At 52.3% G+C, this 20,268-nt stretch carries 13 protein-coding genes; 9 read left to right on the top strand and 4 right to left on the bottom strand.

Going from position 1 to position 20,268, the window contains the following annotated elements; all coding sequences use genetic code 11:
* Positions 1 to 124: 124 nt before the first annotated feature.
* The 7 genes from DV733_RS01225 to DV733_RS01190 all read left to right on the top strand — a co-directional run bounded on the left by DV733_RS01225 (position 125) and on the right by DV733_RS01190 (position 15,108).
* Entirely contained in the window at positions 125 to 4,789 is a 4,665-nt protein-coding gene (locus tag DV733_RS01225; protein ID WP_049993367.1) for a DEAD/DEAH box helicase, read from the top strand.
* Complete coding sequence (locus DV733_RS01220; RefSeq protein ID WP_049993366.1) at positions 4,786 to 5,700, top strand: hypothetical protein; 915 nt, start codon at positions 4,786 to 4,788, stop codon at positions 5,698 to 5,700. Before DV733_RS01225 ends, DV733_RS01220 begins: the two co-directional genes overlap by 4 nt.
* Positions 5,697 to 6,518, top strand: a complete 822-nt coding sequence (locus DV733_RS01215; RefSeq protein ID WP_049993365.1) for a hypothetical protein — start codon at positions 5,697 to 5,699, stop codon at positions 6,516 to 6,518. Before DV733_RS01220 ends, DV733_RS01215 begins: the two co-directional genes overlap by 4 nt.
* Positions 6,515 to 9,424: an ATP-binding protein gene (locus tag DV733_RS01210; RefSeq protein ID WP_174876511.1), complete on the top strand. Its 2,910-nt coding sequence runs from the start codon at positions 6,515 to 6,517 to the stop codon at positions 9,422 to 9,424. The genes DV733_RS01215 and DV733_RS01210 overlap by 4 nt, the downstream gene beginning before the upstream one ends.
* On the top strand, positions 9,414 to 10,088 hold the full coding sequence (locus DV733_RS01205) for a hypothetical protein (protein WP_049993364.1): 675 nt from the start codon (positions 9,414 to 9,416) through the stop codon (positions 10,086 to 10,088). The genes DV733_RS01210 and DV733_RS01205 overlap by 11 nt, the downstream gene beginning before the upstream one ends.
* A gap of 58 nt (positions 10,089 to 10,146) precedes the next feature.
* Positions 10,147 to 14,223 (top strand): DEAD/DEAH box helicase, encoded by a 4,077-nt coding sequence (locus DV733_RS01200; protein ID WP_049993363.1) that lies wholly within the window; start codon positions 10,147 to 10,149, stop codon positions 14,221 to 14,223.
* Positions 14,224 to 14,784: 561 nt separating this feature from the next.
* Positions 14,785 to 15,108: a hypothetical protein gene (locus tag DV733_RS01190; RefSeq protein WP_049993362.1), complete on the top strand. Its 324-nt coding sequence runs from the start codon at positions 14,785 to 14,787 to the stop codon at positions 15,106 to 15,108.
* 54 nt (positions 15,109 to 15,162) lie between these two features.
* Here DV733_RS01190 and DV733_RS01185 read toward each other — a convergent pair whose 3' ends face one another.
* The 4 genes from DV733_RS01185 to DV733_RS01170 all read right to left on the bottom strand — a co-directional run bounded on the left by DV733_RS01185 (position 15,163) and on the right by DV733_RS01170 (position 17,680).
* Positions 15,163 to 15,636 carry a hypothetical protein gene (locus DV733_RS01185; protein ID WP_049993361.1) on the bottom strand — a complete coding sequence of 158 codons (474 nt, stop codon included), beginning with the start codon at positions 15,634 to 15,636 and terminating at the stop codon, positions 15,163 to 15,165.
* Between the two features lie 61 nt (positions 15,637 to 15,697).
* Entirely contained in the window at positions 15,698 to 16,408 is a 711-nt protein-coding gene (gene queC, locus DV733_RS01180) for a 7-cyano-7-deazaguanine synthase QueC (protein ID WP_049993360.1), read from the bottom strand.
* A gap of 17 nt (positions 16,409 to 16,425) precedes the next feature.
* A complete protein-coding gene (locus DV733_RS01175) occupies positions 16,426 to 17,208 on the bottom strand; it encodes a 7-carboxy-7-deazaguanine synthase QueE (RefSeq protein WP_049994301.1) in 783 nt (260 codons plus the stop codon).
* A 4-nt stretch (positions 17,209 to 17,212) separates the two neighbouring features.
* Entirely contained in the window at positions 17,213 to 17,680 is a 468-nt protein-coding gene (locus tag DV733_RS01170) for a 6-pyruvoyl trahydropterin synthase family protein (protein ID WP_079979395.1), read from the bottom strand.
* A gap of 143 nt (positions 17,681 to 17,823) precedes the next feature.
* Between DV733_RS01170 and DV733_RS01165 the strand changes: the two genes are divergently transcribed.
* Together DV733_RS01165 and DV733_RS17795 are read left to right on the top strand one after the other, a co-directional pair.
* On the top strand, positions 17,824 to 19,719 hold the full coding sequence (locus tag DV733_RS01165; RefSeq protein WP_161569331.1) for a tRNA-guanine transglycosylase: 1,896 nt from the start codon (positions 17,824 to 17,826) through the stop codon (positions 19,717 to 19,719).
* A gap of 83 nt (positions 19,720 to 19,802) precedes the next feature.
* A complete protein-coding gene (locus DV733_RS17795) occupies positions 19,803 to 20,264 on the top strand; it encodes a DUF6884 domain-containing protein (RefSeq protein ID WP_049993358.1) in 462 nt (153 codons plus the stop codon).
* The last annotated feature ends 4 nt before the right edge of the window (positions 20,265 to 20,268 follow it).

Here is a 20,268-nt window from a genome sequence, read left to right as displayed (position 1 = left end):
AGTTTTATGTCCCGCGCATAAACCAACCAGACAACCAACCTACGCCTCACAAATGCAAACACCTCAAGATACGCTTACAAGTGCGAAAGATCGGGCCGCAGAAATTACCTGGTGGAACCGCCGGATGACGAAATTAAACCAGGTGAACGGAATCACGAATGCCCAGTCGTTCGTCGAGAACGACCTGATCGAACAGAAGGGCCCATACGTCGAGTTCGTCGATGCTCCGGAGTTCCACGATCAGCCGGCCTCGGAGTTTCTTAAGGCCCTCGGCTACCGTGACGAGATAATCGATGCTGTCAACGAGGAACTCTTCGGTGGCAAAGAGGGGTCACTGTATCAGCATCAGGCCGAAATGATCGAGCAGATCGAGACGACGGACCGCGACAACGTCCTCGCCGTACCGACGGCTACCGGGAAAACAGAAGCCTTCTTTTTTCCTATTCTAAATCACTGCCTCTCGACCCAGGAGGACGGGCTGAAGTCGATCATTCTCTATCCGATGAAGACCCTGGGCGTGGATCAGTTAAATCGATTCATCGCCTATCTCGACCAAATCAATCGCTATCGAAACTCCGACGAACGGATCACAATCGGGATCTGGGACGGCGACACGCCTACCCGCGTCGGTACACGAGACCACGAAGTCGAACCGGGGTCCTACATCCGTGGGCTTGAGGATCCACGGAACCCGGATGACAAACTCCGTGTGCTGGGCGAAACGAACGTGGGGACGGACGATAACCAGTACCCCTGGATACGGGTTACCCGCGATAGCATCCGGCGCGGGGTTGATATTCTGCTGACCGTCCCGGAGGCACTCGACTATATGTTCATCAGTGACAATGATGAAACCCGAGATGTACTCGGAAATACGCCCGGTGAACATCCCGTTGAGCACATCGTCTTCGACGAGGCCCACGTTTGGAGCGGGATCCAAGGTGCGGCAGTTTCCCTTCTCTCCCGGCGTCTCAAGCACTTCTACGACGACCGGGGCCCCCAGATATCGATGGTCTCCGCCACGGTGGATAACCCGCGAGAGTTGGCGAGTTCGTTGACTGGGACGGACGAAGACGAAATTAACACAATCGGGTTCACTGGAAGAGACTTTCCGACTCTTGGCGAACCTGATTTTGGACGGTTTTCTCCCTGTGGCATCGCTGATCTTGTTCACGTACTGGCACTCGCAGTCGGGGACATCGATGATCCGACGAGCCATCTTAGAGAATACGACCTCGAAGATGCGCTCTCAACGGCGCGTGAAGTCGGCCTTGTAGCAGACGAGAAAATTGAAATCGAGACCAGTCTCGGGGAGTGGGCAACTGACGCTATCGAAACGAGACTCCTGTCACTGGCTAGAACAGAGTTTGATGACGTCGAGTCAGTACTCAACTCCGTCAAGGGCCGGAACGAACTCGTCGAGGCCGTTATCGACGAGAGCGGAACCAACAGTGGCTGGTACGAATATGTACTGACAAACGTCCCTGAAGTCGCTGCGTTTGCTACGTGGTTCGAGACGGACACCACTGGCGTCGTTGGCTTCAAATCCTACGACCAGTTGCTGACTCGCGCTCGGAACCAAGGCGTCGAAGACCCTGAAGGGGTCATTGAGACGGTTATGGCATTCGGGCGTCTCGCGGGCGTCGTGACCGAGAAATATCACGTCTTCCTTAAACCTCCTTACAAGGTGTACTGGTGCCGAGAGTGCGAGAAAGTGTTCCGCGACAGCCGTTGCCCCGAATGTAACCGCCGTCTCCCTGAAGTGCAGTTTTGCCGTCGTTGTCATGAACCATATGTTGAGATTGATCCCGGAAACGGTGACGAGGAGTTCGCACCCATTAGTGTAGGATCTCCTGTTGATTCTTGTCCTGGCTGCGAAAAATGGGTGAATCTTACAGATGCGGGTGTTCCGACATCATCTCTGCTTTCATATATGCTAACGGAGGTCTGCCGGCACACGCCATCAAAAAAGACTCTCGTGTTCTCCGACTCACATAGCTCTGCTGAGAGTGTCGGTGATCGGATAATCGATACGGAGTACGGATTGATGGCTGAAACGCTGTATTTGCAGGAGTTAATCGAAGCCGGTGGGAAGAAAGACAATTACGAGCTCTTCAAGACTGTCTCGACTCGGCTTCGAGAGGAATACTGGGAGCCCCTCATTCAGAACGAGATCGACGAGGACGGAACGGCGTATAACTTCCTCCGCTCGTTGCTCGACGACATCGAGTCCCACGCGATGCTGTACAACTGTGAGAGCTTGTTGGATGGGGGTCTGGTCACAGCCGATGTCGTCGCTGACCTCGACGATCCGGAGGAGTTAGTTCTCGCACACGAGATATACAAGCTATTCACACTCGGCCAAGGAGCCAGCTTCACCTACAAGAAGGTCTCAATCGATGGCCTGACACGAGAGAAGCTAATCGACAGGCTGGAATCTCGGACCCGATTCACCGAGGACTGGATCGACGAACGGTTGAATCGTCTACTAAGCAGCTTCTTGGAAGACGATATCATAACCGAGCAGCCACTTGATGAAGTGAAAACCGCTGTCCGGAACGCGAACCTCGATGACGGTCCGCGCAAACAGGTAAAGGAGTACATCGAAAGCGCGCGTGAGCAAATCGAATCGGCGGGTATTATGTCTGAACCGCCAGAAAGCGGTGTGTTCACCCGCATCCCGCGTATAGACAGTTCTTCGCTGGAACTTGTCGAGACTGCAGCGTTCTGTGCTGACTGCTATAGTGCGTATCCAGCCACGAGTGATGGGAGAGGCGTCGAGATATGTCACAACTGCGGTGCGAGCCTGGAAACCTATAGACGGTTCACCCGAGGTTCCGATGGTGAACTAACTGCCGATCCCGGCTACGCACAGGTCGAGTCTGGCTGGGACTACGCTATTGACCACTGGGCCCACGACGTGACGCGCCCGCTTACGAACGGAGGCGAACCGGAGTTCATCACTGTCGGGATTCACAAAAGTAACATCCCCCACACCCTCCGCGGCGCTATCGAGGAAGGGTTCCGTAAAGACGATCCGGATGTCAACATCGTGAGTGCGACGCCCACAATGGAGCTAGGGGTCGATATCGGGACGCTCGACACTGTCGCCCAGGTCGGAGTCCCTCCAACTTTGACGAACTACGTGCAACGAAGCGGACGGACAGGGAGATCGCGGGGTAGCTCCTCACTTGTTATGACCGTTATCCGGGGGAATCATCCCGTTGATGGCCACTACTACGCAAACCTCGATAGCTTCCTCAACGATTTCGAACCCGTACGGGTGCCTGATCCGGAGGACTTCGACGAACTACTTGCCGGGCATGTCGTGACTGAGGTCTTTGCCTATTTAGCCAGGAATCCGCACGAGTCCGGTGTCTTCGAGCGGATGTACGCGCTCTCGGAGCCGAAACACGAGAATATGGGAAGCTTCGTCAGTGCTGTCGAAAAGAACCTCGACATTCTCCAGAGATTCATCCGTGACGAGATGTGGGATACGTTGAGTTCCTATATCCGAGAAATCTTCGGACAACGGGGCGTCGAGATTCTCGATGAGGTGTTTAATTCCGATGGACCGCTCTCAATGGATCGTCGGACGGAACAAACGTTCTCGCGGCTAACTGCTGCGTCAGGGTCGTCAGATACGAACAAGAACATCACGGAACAGAACGGACGGCTTGATCGCTGGCTGGATCGATTGGGCTATCTAGCGAACTACCGGAACTTCGGTCAAGACTTCCCCGTCAAATTCACTGGCCGGCGTGAGAGTATCGAGTTCGAGGCATCCGGAAGGTTATACGATCTGTTCCCGGGTGAGGAGAACGATCACGGTGCAGTGACCACACTCCATGGAACGAAATATCTCGTCAACGACGTTCGTGGATCTTCGACACCCCTCACCGAGATATCGGTATGCAACAACGAGGAATGTGACCGTCCCTTCCAGAGTTTTCCACCGGGCGAGACTGAATGCCCTCACTGCGGAACCGAACTTGAGGAAACGAAGGTCCACGGAATCAGTAGTGTAGAGTGCAAAACGGCAATGGGCGGGCAGCGAGGCTATAGCACTCGTGCTCTTATGTCAACATACGTCTCGGAGACCGACGCTTCTCAGAAGACTGAGGACGTCGAACTATTCGGCCTGCCAGCAGAAGTTAACTATGGTCAGCAGGAGGTCACGGACTTCGTATATGCCTTCGAGCGCCGCCACACGAACAGTCCTGACAAAACGATCCTTCGCTCTGAGGCTCTAATCGAACGTGAGTCGAGTTCTTCTACGGAGGACCAGAGCTGGGAAGAGATGCTGGAAGACGTCGAAGAGGAAGTCTATCGACCCGTTGGTCAGCAATATCACACACAGGGTGTAACGGTCAGCTTTGAGCGGGACGCGTTCGAAGAGCGCTACGAACGGACGACCCACGAAACGAAATCTTGGCCACAGGCGCTCGTCAGTCTTCAACAAGCACTGGAAAAAGCGATTGCGATAGTCGCAGAGTGTGACCGCTCGGACTTCCGGGTCAAGGCAATGCGCACGGCGAACACGGTTGACGTCCATATCGTGGACAGCCGCCAAGGAGGAAACGGGGTCACGTGGCAGGTTCTTCAGAGCCTGTCTGATTTGGAAGCCAGGGTCGTTGAGGTCGCCGATTGTGACCGTTGCGTGGATTACTGCGATGAGTGTCTCCTACTGGCTCGCACTCCTGCGTACTACCTCGAAAAAGATCTCTTGGATCGCCGGATGCTCGCAGCCACCGTCGGGAAAGACGAAGCAGAGGTGGAGAGCATATGAAACCGGAATCGCTCTTGGACAAATTGACTCGTAATCAGGTCGCGTTCGCTCACGAGCCCGTCAGCAACTCACGCTGGTGGATGCTCCGAACTCTCCCTGCATTACAGTATCTCGGGATCGATCACTTCACATTCCCCACATCGTGGCGTCAGCTCGCACAGGGAGGGTCGCAGTACGACTACCTCGATTACGAATACCACGTCACCGGTAACATGGAATTGCCGGACGGCGCAGACCTCTGTGTCATCACAAACGAACACTACGAAACTGAGACATCGTACTCCATCGAACATTTAGTCAATAGGTTCACCTCAAGAGAGGGCACACTCGTAGTGATCGCAGATTCTCCACAATTCACGCCCATCGGCGGACAACGTCCACTGTACCAGGAGCAGTTTACGGAACGAATTGGTAGCGTCGAATCGTTCTACGAGGCATTCAAACAACAGTATCGGAGGTATGATTGGGACATGCCTCTGATAGATACCAAGAACGTGTTCATTCAGGACAACGCAAACCTCTACGAGCTTGTGGCAGGAGAGTCTCTTAGCCGCGCAGAACAGTTGTTTGACGTCCTTCCCGATGCTCCTTACCTGCCCTTATATAGTGTTTTCAGCGACATCTTTGCACGGCCGGATGAATACGGAAGCGTACCACTGAATACGGAAGACGAGGTTCCTGGATTGGGACGATGGCTTCGGCGGCGTATCGAGTGGGATCGGCAGACGGGTACCTCAATCGCTCGTGAGTTGAACCGGGCCGTCTCACGGGACGGCAGTGTGTTTGACCCATCATATGCCCGGCGGAGCCCTGCGATGCAGAACGCGAGAGATAGCACGAGCAAACTCGACCCCCAAGACAATCCTATCGACGCCAGATACCAGGACTTTCTCATGACGGAGGCACTATGACAGAAGGATACATTCTCAACACGGTTCAGACCCCAGGCCCCTTACGGACAGTCTATGACTCAATAGACCGGGGTAATACGACTGAAGAAGAGATCGCTGACGACACTGATCTTCCAGAGGACCTGCGCAGCCAGGGAATGCGGGGTCTTCAGGAGTTAGGTATGATCGGGAGGCAGGAACCCGACTATTATACGGCTGGGTTTGCCTGGGAAACGGGTAATCGAGATCTTGACTTCCGAATGAGTGCACTCCACAACTTGGCGATAGAAGCGACACCGGGTGAGTGGGGGAAGCAATCGGTCGTTCTGCTCAACTATCAGTACCTCTTACAGGAGGACATCCAACACCTCCATGCGAGTGACCAAGTTCTGTATGAGGCTATAGACAAATGGGAACACGAACAGCGCGAATACCGACCTCGGTCCCAACAGGGCCCAATCACACTCAACGAGCCCAAGTTCGTCAACTGGACCCGACTAGCTAGTTTCCTCGGATTAATCGAGAAAGCCACCGGCCGCGAATACGTCGTATATCCCGACCCTGAGATGATCTTAGAATCCCTCCGAATCGCCACTGGTGACGAAAAACGGATCGCCATCCAAGAGTACATAAACTGGCTTCAGGAGAATCTTCTACTGATCAATCTTACTGGTGAGCGGGATGTCCCCGCACCCTTCGCTCGTACACTCTACAACTTGATCCGGGAGGAGAAAATCAAGCTGGTCGAATATGGTGATGCTGGCGTAGTCCGTTTAGATCGCTCCCCACGACGGTCCGGTATGGAGAAAGACGCGAATTCAATCGAGGTGATAGCATGAGTTCTTCTGAAGAGATACCGGGAGGGCCGCTCTGGTGTCCACATTTCCAGAAGATCGATGAACGAACCCTGAGACAACTCTTCAGTAAGGTCGCAGCAGTACGATCCGAAAATCGAGAGCTCTTCGATTTCACTCACCGTAGAATCGAAGTTTTCCGTGGGACGAGCACAGAAGACACTGAAAAGTGGGGTGAAGAGAGGGTCTATCAGCTCTTTTCCGAGGATGAACTCGGGAACTTCGTTGTTGTCATCGAAGGTGAAGTAGGGACGGGTAAATCCGAACTATGCGCGTATCTCTCCCATCAACTGAACGACGACGGTCGTCCCATCCTCCATATCGACAAAGATGACGACCTCATGTCTATTCTCTCGGAACGTATTCCGGAGTTCTATCAGGAGCACTTTGAGGAGCGTCTCCCAGGAGCGTCTGAATTCAAACAGCTCAGGGACGATATCACGAACAACCCCCAGACTGTCGCTAACAACGCTACTTCAGGTGCACTACTGAACCTGGGTAGACAGGGCTACGAGACTACCCACACAAGAGAAGACGAGGAAGCCATTCGGGATTTCATCCAGGAAAAGCTACAGCTCCTCGTTGAACGCGGGGAGTACGCTCGTGAGATCAAATTCATCACAGAGGGCGAGTACAAACAACAAGAAGAACTCCGCGTCTTCCCCGATCAGGTCTCTGCTGATGAGGCGGTCGAATCCTTTAATAAGGAGTTGTGGCGCGAAATCCGCGACAGGTACGACACCGCGTCGTTAGACGACGTGCTCGAATACGTCGGCAGTCAGTTCGAGGACACCCGGCCAGTCATCGTTTTCGAGGACTTCGCAATAGCCTCGATGGAGGCCGAGCGGCTCCGTAACTACATGGAGCGAGATAAACCGGATGACAACTGGGATTTCATCGTCGCGGGAACGCGAGACTCCACGGAAGTGCTCCATACGCGGACGGCCGAGGATCGATTCGAGTTCTTCCAAACGAACAAACGGCACTCGAAGAACGTTCTATTCCTCGACGAGCCGTCTGCTGTTGACTTCGCCCGTCCATATCTCGGCTATATCAAAGCCCACGACGATAGCGTTCGATACGATAGAGAGAATGGCGACTTCGAACTGCTGCCCGCACCGGACGGATCACTCTGTGCAGAGTGTGGCTTCTGCGACGAAGCGTTCCGTGACCTGTTCCCGTTTAACCAAGCCTTCCTTCGCCGAATCTACACGGGCTTAGACGAAAGTCAGCAGTCACCGCGAGAGTATATTATGGAGATCTTCGAAGTTCTGGAAGAGTGGTATGAAGGTCATGCCAAAGCACCCTCAAGCGCAAGCTCCCTCCGACGGCTTCGGAATACCGTATCCGCGGCAGACGAAGTGTACGAAGAGGCCGAAGAGTTTGCGGACTTAGCGAAATGGTATGGTCGCGTTGAAGATGATCAAATCACGGTTGATCGGCGCTTTGCGGAAGCGTTCCACCTTCTAGAAGACGGGGCCCCTGCCGTTGTCGATGTAACCGATGACGGTATCATCATTCCCAGTGCGGGGGTTTCCCCCTCTGAGCCGGAAATACAGAGCGAACAGACGGAAGAAGACGACGAGGAGTCGTCGAGTACCGACCAAACAACGACACCGGAGAAGAGTCGTGTCGAGAAGCTAATCGAGAAACACAACGGCTTAGTGGATTCTTGGCTCGAAAATCCAGAAGAATACGCTAAGACAAACCGCTTCATCCGACAGGGGCTCAGGGATGCTATCGAACATCTCACGGACGGGTTCAAACTTTACGAAGGAACCAAACTTGAATATCGGCTTAGCAGTCAGAAGGATCCATTCGTCTACGTTGAGAGTGATGACTCACCGGAAATAGATCAGATTCTGCTTGACAGACGTGACTTCAGAAGATCTGACCTCCGGAAGATACTCAAATACGGAATCCGCCGGGTAGAGGAACCGCGGAGTGCTGACGTTGATTCGCTTCTCACAGAGTGTGGGACTCAGTTGATGTACTACGCCCTACAGTGGCGTCAAATGCTGATTGAGGAATATCTTAACGGGGAGAAGGTGTTCTACAAAGGGAGTGCAGATTATGACTTCACGGACTTCGTCTTAGCTACATACGTTCATCTGGTGATGCTTGACTCTCCGTGGCGCAACATCGATGCGACCGCGATTAATGAACGCTTCAGTGAGGACGACGCTTTCTCGGTTGATCCGCATCTCGAAGAACAGATTACTGAGATCCTCTCGCAGGAAGAGTACGACCACATCAAGACAGCGATGGACTCCGCCGATCACATCGAAGCTATGGTGGGAAAACTACTGGGCGTCTCCGGGGGCAGTCTAGACGTTCCGAAGATCCGGAGACGGCTGGGTCGGAACCCGCCGTACGAGGTTCTCGACATGCTCGGTCGGCAATACATCGCAGAGATAGATAGCCGCGTTCGATTCGGACAGGAGGCTTATGTCCGGTCGATTGCGGATACGATGTACGACGTACGCCAAGCTCTCGAAGAGGTAGCGGACCACGGCTACGACCGTGAACTGATAGAGGAGATCAACTCGGAATTCTCCACGCTCAATATGACCCGAGTTTCCGAACTCGTGTCTAATCTCAGAACCTATGATAACGTGAATCCAGATCTCCAACAGGAGCTAACGAAGTTCGTTGACTTCTCTCAAGCAGATGTCGATAAGGCTGTTGAGGCCGCTGATACTGCCGATACTCTCCGTATGGAAAACACCCAAGATCAGATTCAGGCAGCACTGATCTCTCTGAAGTTGGCAGCCACACCAGTCGTGAAACGGTTCCGTTCTGTTCCAATCGATGGTGCGAGCAGTAACGGTGGACACAGGGGAGGTCTCGGTGAGCGGTTCAAGGAGGTGAGCGATCACTATGTCAGCTAATTCCAGTACGTTTCAGGAACAGCTAGAGACGATTTACGAACAGCACCGGCGACAAGGCCTGGAATCAGAACTAGACGAGCTCGCAAAAACGATGGAGGAAACGATTCTCGAACGAGTTCTTGCTGAAGCCTTCTTCCGGACTGAAGTTGAGATAGACTCTGAGGCGAAACACGCGGTCGAAGAGGCTAGATCTCTGTTAGAGCAGGACGATTACAATGCTCTCGCAGAACGACTTCCCGAAACCCGCGAAGCTGTCGAAGCTCAACGGAGGGAGGTTAACAACTTCGTTCACCAAGCGAGAATCGACATCCACAACACTGTCCGAGGCATGATTCGGTTGAACCAGCGAGTTGAGCGGGTAGATCAAGACAAGTTAGATGCGCTCGATACCCTCCTCGATAACTGGAACTGGGAGGCACAGATTGAAGCGGATCAAATCGACCAGCGGAAAGAGGAGGCCAGAGAGTACGGTCACTTTATGCGTCAATCACTAGAGGAGGCAAAGGACGCTCTGTTTGGCCCATACCGGGATACACCGCTTGATGAGCTCGTTGATCGGTTATTAGACGACGAACGGCTAACGTTGGCAGCGCTCTCAGAAGAGGAACTCAATCGCCTCCATGAGTCCGATCTCGCAGACTATCTCGAAGTGACCCTCTCATGATCGTCTCTCGTGGAAAGATTGATTGCGGCATCGTGTCCATCTCCAACAAATCGACTGCATGAAGTACTTTGATCGGAACTCGAATGCCTCACGAATCCCTGATGATATCCGACCGCTGATTCGCGGTTTTCTCTCAAACACCCAGATATTCGATGCTGACCAAGACAATCCTCCTTACATCACGGATGGTGTCAAGTACACACAGAGGCCACAGGATCGACGAGCCACGAGTAAATACACTGGTGACGATCAGTTCGTTGCTGACATCATCGAACTCTTCGATTTCAAGCCACTCGACTTTCAGGTCGAAAGCTGGCAACTGATCCGCGACCTCGATGCGGATCGACGGTCATCCAACAACTCGCGTGGCGCGATTTTCTCGGCACCCACAGGCTTTGGAAAGACAGAAGCGTTTCTCGGCCCACTCTATCAGCTGTTAGCAGAAGATCAACAGGACTTGGCAATCGTCGTCTATCCGAGTCGGGCTCTCCTACAGGACCAACTCGGACGGATTCTAGAACACTTGTACAACCTTAGAACAGAGCACGACACTAGCCTTTCTGTTGGGGTATGGACCAGCAACACACCGTATACGTCATCAGAGGTTGAAAGGAAAGACGCATTTTTTGCTAATCAGCATGGCACGCGTCGATTCAAGCTCGCCGATTGCTGGTGTGGAGACGACGAAACTCACTCATTCACCTACCAAGGAGGAAGTTCGACTTACCGCCTGGTTTGCGAGAACAATGATGCACACTCCTTCTCTGATCGGGAGGTCCTGCTTAATCGGACTGATATCAAAAATCAGCCTGGACCGGACATTCTTCTGACGACGTTAGAATCTCTGGAGCTATTCTCACTCAAACCGAACTACAACATCATTGACCGGGCCGATACGATTGTATTCGACGAAGTCCACCTGTACACCGGGCTCAGAGGAGCACATACTGCAAATATAGCACAAAATATCGAGGCGATAACGGACCATTCGCTGCTCTGGCTAGGCTCAAGCGCGACGGTCGATGATCCACAGCGATTTGCTACTGATCTCTTTCCCGTTCCAAGTGGACGAGTTGAATCAGTCGCGCCGCCTGACTCCGATTTCCGAACGGACCACGAGGACAAGGAGCACTACTACTTCCTCAAAACGTCGGAGGAAGGTCCTGGGGTCTCATCGATGGCCATCCAGCAGTTGATGTTGCTTGGACATAGCCTCTTGAACAGCGAGACCGGTGAGCGCGGGAAAATCCTCTCATTCATCGACAGTATAAGCCAAGTGAACCAAAAGAGGGCGCAACTGGAGGACGCTGATCGAGCAAACGAACTCTGGCGGTATCACAGAACTGGAAGCGATTACTCTAACTGGGATCGGGTAGCTAAGGAGATGGACTGCGACTTCATTGAATCTTCACTTCGCTTCGAATCTGTCTACTCAGACGCTGGGTTCGACGCTGCTGCAACAGCCGAGAGCGACCTGCTGCTCTCGACGAGCTTCCTTGAGGTCGGGATTGACGTCGGTGAGATCACTATCGTCACGCAGTATCGGACGCCGTGGGATCTGTCGTCATTCATTCAGCGTGCGGGACGAGCAGCGCGGAAGGAAGACACCGACTCACACATTGTCGTATTCCTCTCGGATCTCACTCAGGACGCGAATATGTTCTATCGTGCCGACCGTTTCCTCGGGTCTGAAATCCGAACGCCATTGAAGACGGATAATCACGTGATTGCCTGGATCCACGACCAGTTCGAGAAGTTCTACGAAACATCAACAGCTGTCTCGAAAGAGTGGTTCTCTGGGTCAATTGACCGGAAGGAAGAGTTCCTCGAACAGTTCCTTTGTTCAGAACTGGGCTACAAACAGTACTACGAGTTCATCACGGAACCTGCAGCTGTATTGCGCCGAGAGTTCGGAATTGACGTGAGTGAGAGTCAGCTCCCTGCATTACATGGAGAGGAGCCGGTTGAGACTGTAGATCAGGTTCTGTCCGAGCTTAGGGAGGACGTGACACAGCCTGAGATTTCAGATCTCATCGAGGATCAGGTTGGGCAGTCTATGCAAAGAGAAGACTTGGCTCGGTCTCTAGTCTCAGAGATAAGAACTGATTTCTTGGAATTCTGTAGCCAGCGACAAGTGCTAATCGACGAAATCGAAGATTCCGATGTCAGTACCGAAGAGAAGGTCAAATCACAGCTCGATGCCTTGGAATCAACTCTAGAAGAGCTTCGAACCTCCGTCACAAACCTCGCTGAAACTCCGCCTACTGAACAAGTCGAAGCATTAGACGATCTGATCCCTGATCTCTACGGGATAACGAGTGACGTCGAGAGACTCCGGCGTGTCGTTGACCGAGAATACGTGTCTGTTAACCTTCCAGAACTGCCGACGTCCGTTGATCAGGTGGTTGACCGCGTTGATACAGCCAGCCGCGCGATTGAAAGCGAGGAGCTCGATAAGACGGCAACGAAGCGTAAACAGATCTACTATCTCAGACAGACGCTGACTCAGCTCGGCGAATACAACTCTATTGAACAGAACGATAAGAGCCTGTACTACGTCAAGCATCTCCTTCGAGGGGCGTATTATTATGACCGGTTCCTGAAAGTTGACCACCGTTCGCTTGAAGGCACCGTCTGGTACGTTCCCCCGAACTACTTCCAAGACGCTGGGAAGTACTTCACGGTGTTCTATGGGGAGGACGATGAGAGTGGCGACGAACAGTCTATCGACAAACTCGTTCAGACCTATGCTCCGTACCGTAGCGAGTATCAACAAGAAGCAGGTCATTTGCAAGCCTACCTACCCGAAACCATTGCTGATGATGACGGGGTCAGATTCTCCTTTGAGGACGTCCCCGGTGACCGGCGCGACGGCATGATTACTCCGGACTCTATCACTCTTGACGATATAGAAGATCTCAGCGGCGGTCGCGCTCTGAATATCGTCAGGTACTGTCCCGAGTGTTTCCAGATTCTTAAAGAGGATCGGTGCTTACGTCATAACGATAGAGCGTTCGGAAAAATCCATTCTAACCCGGAAGTAGAGACTAGACTTGAAGGGCGTCAAGAGGAAGCGACACGGGGGAGAGCAACCCTCGCTGACATTACTGGGAAAGTAACTCTCACGGGAGTATCCCTTGAAATCACACCGGCACGACCCGTTGGTGATGAAAATGAGTTCATATTCACCGGCGAGGATCGGATTTCTCAGGAAATCACGACCGGGAATCGGCCCTTGGGTTTCTCGCTCGATACCCGAGGGTTGATTTTCGACCTGAGCGACTTCGTGTCCGACATTGACGAAGAGACTAAGAAACGAGTACGTCGCTACAAGTCGCTGAATGAGTTATCACTCAATGAAGTGGCTCGGCATACAGCGGCGCACTGTTTCACCCAGTTGGTCGCCGATATTGGCGGAGTCAATCCAAGTATGCTCTTCTACGGGATTGATCACGAAGCCGACGAGGTGTATGTGTTTGAGCGGTCTCAGGGTGGCCAAGGCATCGTTGATCTGGTTTACGAAGACCTCCAGACCGATCCGGGTACGGCACTAAACGCGCTGACCCATATCTGCTATAATCCACAGGTCATCAACGAGAGACTCTGGGCGTCGGAGGGTTTCGTGGAACGAATACCGGAAGACCCAGACGAACACACCGTTCGAGAAGTCGTCCGTGATATGGATGAAACTCCGATCTTCCCCGATGTCGCCGATCTGATCGTGGATGAAGTGCTCTCCTCGATTGATCGAGCTAGGCAGCTTTCGAGTGAGGAAGGCATCTCAACCGAAACGGCATACCGAATCAAACAGACCGTCTCAAAAGAGCAGGTAGCGGGCAACAATGAATTCCCTGCTGATGCGGTCAGAAAAATGCCACACGATGTTGGAGACCTTGATCGGGTGAAATCCCTGTTTTTCTCTCCGGATATCGACGGTTGTGTCGAGAATCTACACTTAGCGGAGTGCATATCGGCACACGACCAGTCGGAAAGCTTGAGCTACGTCTTGCTTGAAAGTCTCCGAGAGATGCTGATCGAAAGAGTTCCCTCCGAAGATGCCGCGTCTCAAATGATCGAGCGAGAGATGCTTCCAGGAGGTGAGATCGATGGTACGAGCATTTTCTTTACCCTCTAGTGGGCTATCGTACTTTATCGGGTACTCTCTCGTTCACGCCCAACGTATGGCGATCTGTTCGCCCTGGCTCAGCGATGTGGAACTGCGCTTTCCACTCACCGATAAATTGTCGAGCCGCCGACTTTCCCTGTCCGCGGCGATTAGAGAATTGAACACGGATGTCGATTTCTACGTTCGCACTGGCGAACAACACAACGACTACATGCGCTCACTTGTCTCCCGTATGGGAAACACCTCGATGACTACCGTAGATGATCTACATGCGAAAGCCGTCGTGGGCCCCGAATTGGTGTACGTAGGATCTGCAAATATCACTCACAGCGGTCTGACGGTCAACCGTGAGCTCTGTGAAATTATGGAGAATGAGTACGGAAGCGTAGCTACGTATTTAGACGTCGAATTAGGGCTTTGAAGGAAGTATATGAGTGATCTTCAGTAGATATGTTGCCCGGTTCGTCGTCAATAAATTTCTCACTCTAACATTTGATCCTTGGAAGCCCGACACCAGAAGGACAGACGACCGGTTTTACATACTTTGGAATCACTGTTTTACATACTAAGATGCCTGAAAGTGAAACCGAGCATATCGATTATTACCCTTCAGGATGGACTGAGCACATCCATGACGACTATTATATCGAATGGGTTTATGACGAAGATGATACGATCTTAGTTCGGCTCGATGGAACGATGGGTGACGACGATTATTCAGTGATTCCTATCACCGGTATCAATACCGACGGGGAAGAGTTTGTAACAAGGCCCATCTCAAAGCTCCAGCGGAGGGAAGCTTTCGATGTCGCAGCTACACTTATTTATGGACTGAACGGTGCAATTGGGAGAGTTAAGAACGAAGCCCAATTTACTGGTGATCAATCCGATTGACCAGTATAGCACTGTTCCTCAGGGAGACTCACACAGGAGTTAATCAATACATCGTCAGGAGCAACTAACTATTGACGAGATTGTTGCAGATACATCATCAGTTATCTCTTCCCACTTGTTGGGGCGTTCCTCACCCGATCTTGGTGGATCGATGTCAAAATCAAGGGGTTGGTAGGTGAGATAGTCAATAGTACCAGCGGCAGTTTTGCCCACGAATTCCGCGTTCTTTCGCTTGGACGAGACGCCGTCCGAAATGAGATTGTAATGGTTGGTAAATAACTGCAAAATTATAACTTGGTCAGCAGGAATCTCCCTCGTACTGAGATGGCGAAAAATCTTCGCGGCATTGTCAGCTGGGTCCGCCCGACGCCATTCGAGTTCGATTAACACGTACCGATCACCATCGATTCCTGCGATGTCAACTGGTGTTTCTGCAATAAGGTATTCAGTGTCCCACTTATAAGATGTGCAGAACTGTGCTAAATGATCTTTCAACCGCTTAACGACCTCGTCCGCAAATTCGCCCATGATATGAGCACTAAGACGCACCAATAAGAATTGTTTGCCTCTTAAACAGCTTCACGTCTTATCAGTCACTGTAGCTAGGGCGCTCTCGATATCTAATCGGATCCTTCATTCCTACGTCTTGGAATGCTTTGAGTCGGTAGGCACATGCATCGCAAGTACCACAGGCTGGTTCCTCATTGCGGTAACAGCTCCACGTAAGCTCGTACGGAACACCGAGATTTAGACCACGCTCCGCAATCTCTGTTTTCGTCCAATCCACGAACGGTGCCACCAAATCGATTGACGTCTCTGGTTTCGTCCCGATATCTATAATCTGCTGGAACGCATCAAAGAATTCCGGGCGGCAATCCGGGTAACCGGAGTAATCCTCGCTGTGTGCACCAATAAAGATGGCCCCACAGTCGTTTGCTTCAGCGTACGACGTGGCCATTGATAGCAGGTTCGAGTTCCGGAACGGAACGTAGCTTGACGGTATCTCATCGCTATCGAGATCGACTTCTTCCACATCGATGTTCTCGTCAGTAAGGCTGGAAGCACCGATCCGAGCTAAGTGGTCTGTTTCGATGTGAAGGAAGTCCGTGACATCCATATAGTCGGCCAATTCTCGGGCACACTCTGACTCTTTGTCCGCTGTTTGTTGGCCGTAGGTTGTGTGGAGGAAGTACAAGTCATATCCCCTGTGCTTCGCCTCAAAAGCTGCAGTCGCACTATCCATCCCGCCCGATACAAGGACAACCGCGCTATCCGTGCTATCTCCTTGAGTAGTCGTCATGGCTGTATAATTTGACACTATGTTTCGGGTGCGTCGTTCCAGAGCTCAACGTGAAGTCGAGGCGTGTATTGATATCCGTACTCCATCGCTACCTCCGCAGTCAGTTCACGGGTTTCCGATAATCGTTCACGGGTCGAACCCTCCGGCATCAACAAAACGTCTGAATCCCGAATCACCGCATCTGCAGCGTCCCGAAGCCGATCAACTAACCGGTTGATCTCGGCCATATCATCTCTATCTGTAACTACAAATTTCAGCTGGAAATCATAGGCCTCCACCAGCTGGCAGAGAGTGTCTATGTCGATCCGTCGATCAGCGTGCCGATCTGCCCATTCCCCATCGCCCTGTGGGTCCTTTGCCGCAGTCGGGGTGCTGCTCGCCAGTTTGGGACTGATACTCACTAGATCGATGGAAGTATCGTGATAGATCGTACCGTTGGTTTCGACGGTAGTATGGTAGCCAGCATCGCTGAGGCGGTCTAACAGATTGGTCGTCTCGTCGTGTAGCAATGGTTCACCGCCGGTCACGACGACGTGGTTTGCTTTCTTATAATCGGTGACACGATTGATGACAGCATCGACATCGAGCCAGGCGTGGGTCGGATCCCAGCTGGTATGGAACGAGTCACAGAACCAGCACCGGAGATTGCAACCACTCGTCCGAACGAACACGCTCGGCATCCCGGCGATTTTCCCCTCGCCTTGTAACGAGTAGAACAATTCATTCACTGGCAGCCCGTCCTTCGTTTCTGTACCAGTAGAACCCTCCTCAACCGTTGGAACATCCGAATTCACCGGCATTGCTCTATAGAGCTCCTCCGGCAGCGAGCTCACCGGTTTCTCGAACCTCAACTGCGACATTACTGACCGTCTCCGGTAATGTTTCCTCCAGCCGTCGTTCAAGAACGATCCCCATCACCTCGGCTGTCGGGGGCTGGTCGAGCACGATTAGGGCATCGCCTTCGCCGCTGTCCTCAAAAGCCTCGATCAGTGGATCGCCCTTCTCCACGAGAAATCGGTGATCCCACTCGGATAATACAGAAGTGACGTCTCCCTTATCGATGACCCACCCTTCGCTGGTTAGGGTGCCAGTTATCGAGACGCTGATTTTGTAGTTATGCCCATGGGGACGGCTGCACTTGCCGTCATGGTGTAGAATCCGGTGACCTGTACTTAGACGAATCGGCCGGTCACGTCCGACGTGTAAGGTTCGCTCAGCCTCGGAGATATCCTCTGATGTGAGGGAGTGTTCTCCAGATAGGTTTTGAGCCATACTGTGGTATTATCTGTGGCATACTTAACTTTGAACCACTCGCTGAAAGTTATAGTGACTCCGGAGATGGATTGGAGATATGACAATTTAGAGAACGAGAAGTTAATTGAGGGCAACGATAGAGTTACTACACAGGTCATTTGATGTCGGCATTCAAGACTCTTGAAAAGGCTTCATACGGCCGCCGAGGAGAAATAGACACGCCCGCCGGCTGTATCCAGACGCCCGAGCTTCTACCTGTTGTAAATTTGATTGGAGGGACGACAACAGAATCCGGTGGTATCTGGCGGTATACCCGTCGGCACCTCTTTGAGAGCGACAGCGTCCAGGGGATTATGTTCCAAGCGATGTCGTTTCTCGACTACAATCTCACCCCTGACAATCTGGAAGAGTGGCGAGAGAAGCCGCTCAAACAGCATTTCGAGGAGAGTGACGTTGAGCCCGGGTTTGATCAACCGCTATTCATCGACTCGGGCGGATTTAAGTTGATGAACTCGACGAAGTTCGGACAGACGCCTGACGAAGGCGGTAGTGCGAACGACTGGGATATCTACACGAATCCAGAGAGCATCTTGGACTTGCAGATTGACTACGGCGCGGATATCATTGCCACCTTGGACTTTCCGATTCCACAGAACCTGAATAAGCAAGAAACCACTGAACGGATGGAGAAGAGTATCGATAACGCGGTTGAAACTCTCCAGTTGCTCGACGAGCGCGAGCTGGAGGAGACGCCGTCTATGTATGTGGCCATACACGGCCACAACTACGAGGATGTCAACTGGTATGTCAGTCAATTTCTGGACCGCGCCGATGAACTTGCTGAGGCCTTCGAGGGGTTCGCCCTGGGTTCACTTGTTCCCCTCAGCAGCTCTCCAGATACCTTGGTCGATATCGTTCAAGGGGCAAGAGACGCGATACCCGAGGACCGTTACGACGAAATCGCATTCCACGTCTTCGGCATAAGCGGAAGGCTCTGTCCTCTACTGTCTCTCCTCGGCGTCGATACGTTTGATTCGAGAAGCTATCAGTATGCGGCCCGCAATAAGAAATTCATCCACCCCGATAGCTGGCAACGAGTCAGTTTGGACCAAATTGATGATTGGGAGGAATGGCCCTGTAACTGTCAAGCCTGCCAGAACATCCACTTCGGTGATATGCGGCACGCCCTTCTGGAATCCGATATCAGTAACAAGCCTATTGAGGGTGAACACGGGACTCACTTCAAGAGTGAATACTACGCACAGATAGCTCATCATAACTTTGAGCTGTACAGCCGCCAGATGCAACAAGTTCGTGACGCCATTGATGATGGGAGTTTGCTCGAACGTGTTGCTAACTTCGCACAGGGAAAGAATATCGTTGAGAAAGCGTTGAAGCGGGCTCAGCTACACAACCCAGAGCTCCGCGAACAACTTGCAGACATCGGTTACGAAGGGTTAGTTGCCGGACCGGATGACGAGACGTTCCAGACCAAGCTATCTAGCTTCCTCGAAGGAGTCGAGGACACGACACGGAAGAAACGGACCATCTCGCTGAAACACGGGCCAAATGACTTCGATATCCTCCAGCACGACGAGTATCAGCCGCCGAGCGAGGCAGATGTACTACTGATTCTACCCTGTAGTCAGGAGAAGCCGTATTCGAAGTCACGGACACATCAGGCTGTCCTCTCCCGGCTTGAGGACTACCGTGAGCGATATCATAAGGTGTCCATCTCAGGGCTATACGGGCCGGTACCTGAGGACTTCGAAGAGGCTGACCCGGTGATGAGCTACGAGTATGTATTGACGACTGCCGATGACGACCAAGTTGAACTTGTTGCGAACCGACTTGCTCGTTACCTGACCCGGTACGGTGAGAAATTTGACCAAATTATAGCCTACACCACGAACAAAGCCTACCGACGTGCTATCGATACGGCGTTCAACCGGTATGGCCGCGGTGAAATATACCCATCTGATCCGCGAGCTCTTCAGTTGACCGAGCATTTCCGCAGTGAAAATATCGACGAGCTCGTTGGTCGGTTTACCAGTTGACGGTAACGCGTAACCAACCAGCCTCCAGACATCTAGTGGTTATCCCCAAGAACTAAGGTCTCCTCATACGATCAGCAGAGTATATGGCGTCGTTATTAGTCCAATCGTGTTCTGCAACGAAGGAACAGGTGGATACACCGGTTCCTGCTCTCGATTTGTACGATGGATACTTCTTCAGGATTATAAAGAAGGCATTGCGCACGGGTCGATTTCAGTCTGGAATTGACATTATGATTATATCCGCGGAGCACGGAGTAGTGGAACCTGATCAGGAAATTGGATATTATGACCGTCGGATGGACACAGAACGTGCTGACGAACTGAACGACCAAGTCGTCAGCGCTATTGCCAGCAAAGTCACTACTAACGGGTATGACAACGTATGGATCAATCTGGGAAAGGACTATCTTCCAGCTGTCGATGGGGTTGAATCTGCCGTTGATGTACCCGTTGACTATATCGAAGGCACCGGTATCGGAATGAAGGGAAAGCGGCTGAAGCACTTGGTTTCCAGCGGCCGTTCCATTCCAGTGCACGGTGACTGATAGT

The sequence above is a fragment of the Halapricum salinum genome (genome assembly GCF_004799665.1).
Taxonomy (GTDB): domain Archaea; phylum Halobacteriota; class Halobacteria; order Halobacteriales; family Haloarculaceae; genus Halapricum; species Halapricum salinum.
Note: the sequence above shows the minus strand (reverse complement) of the source record. Positions and strands in the feature narration are given on the sequence as shown.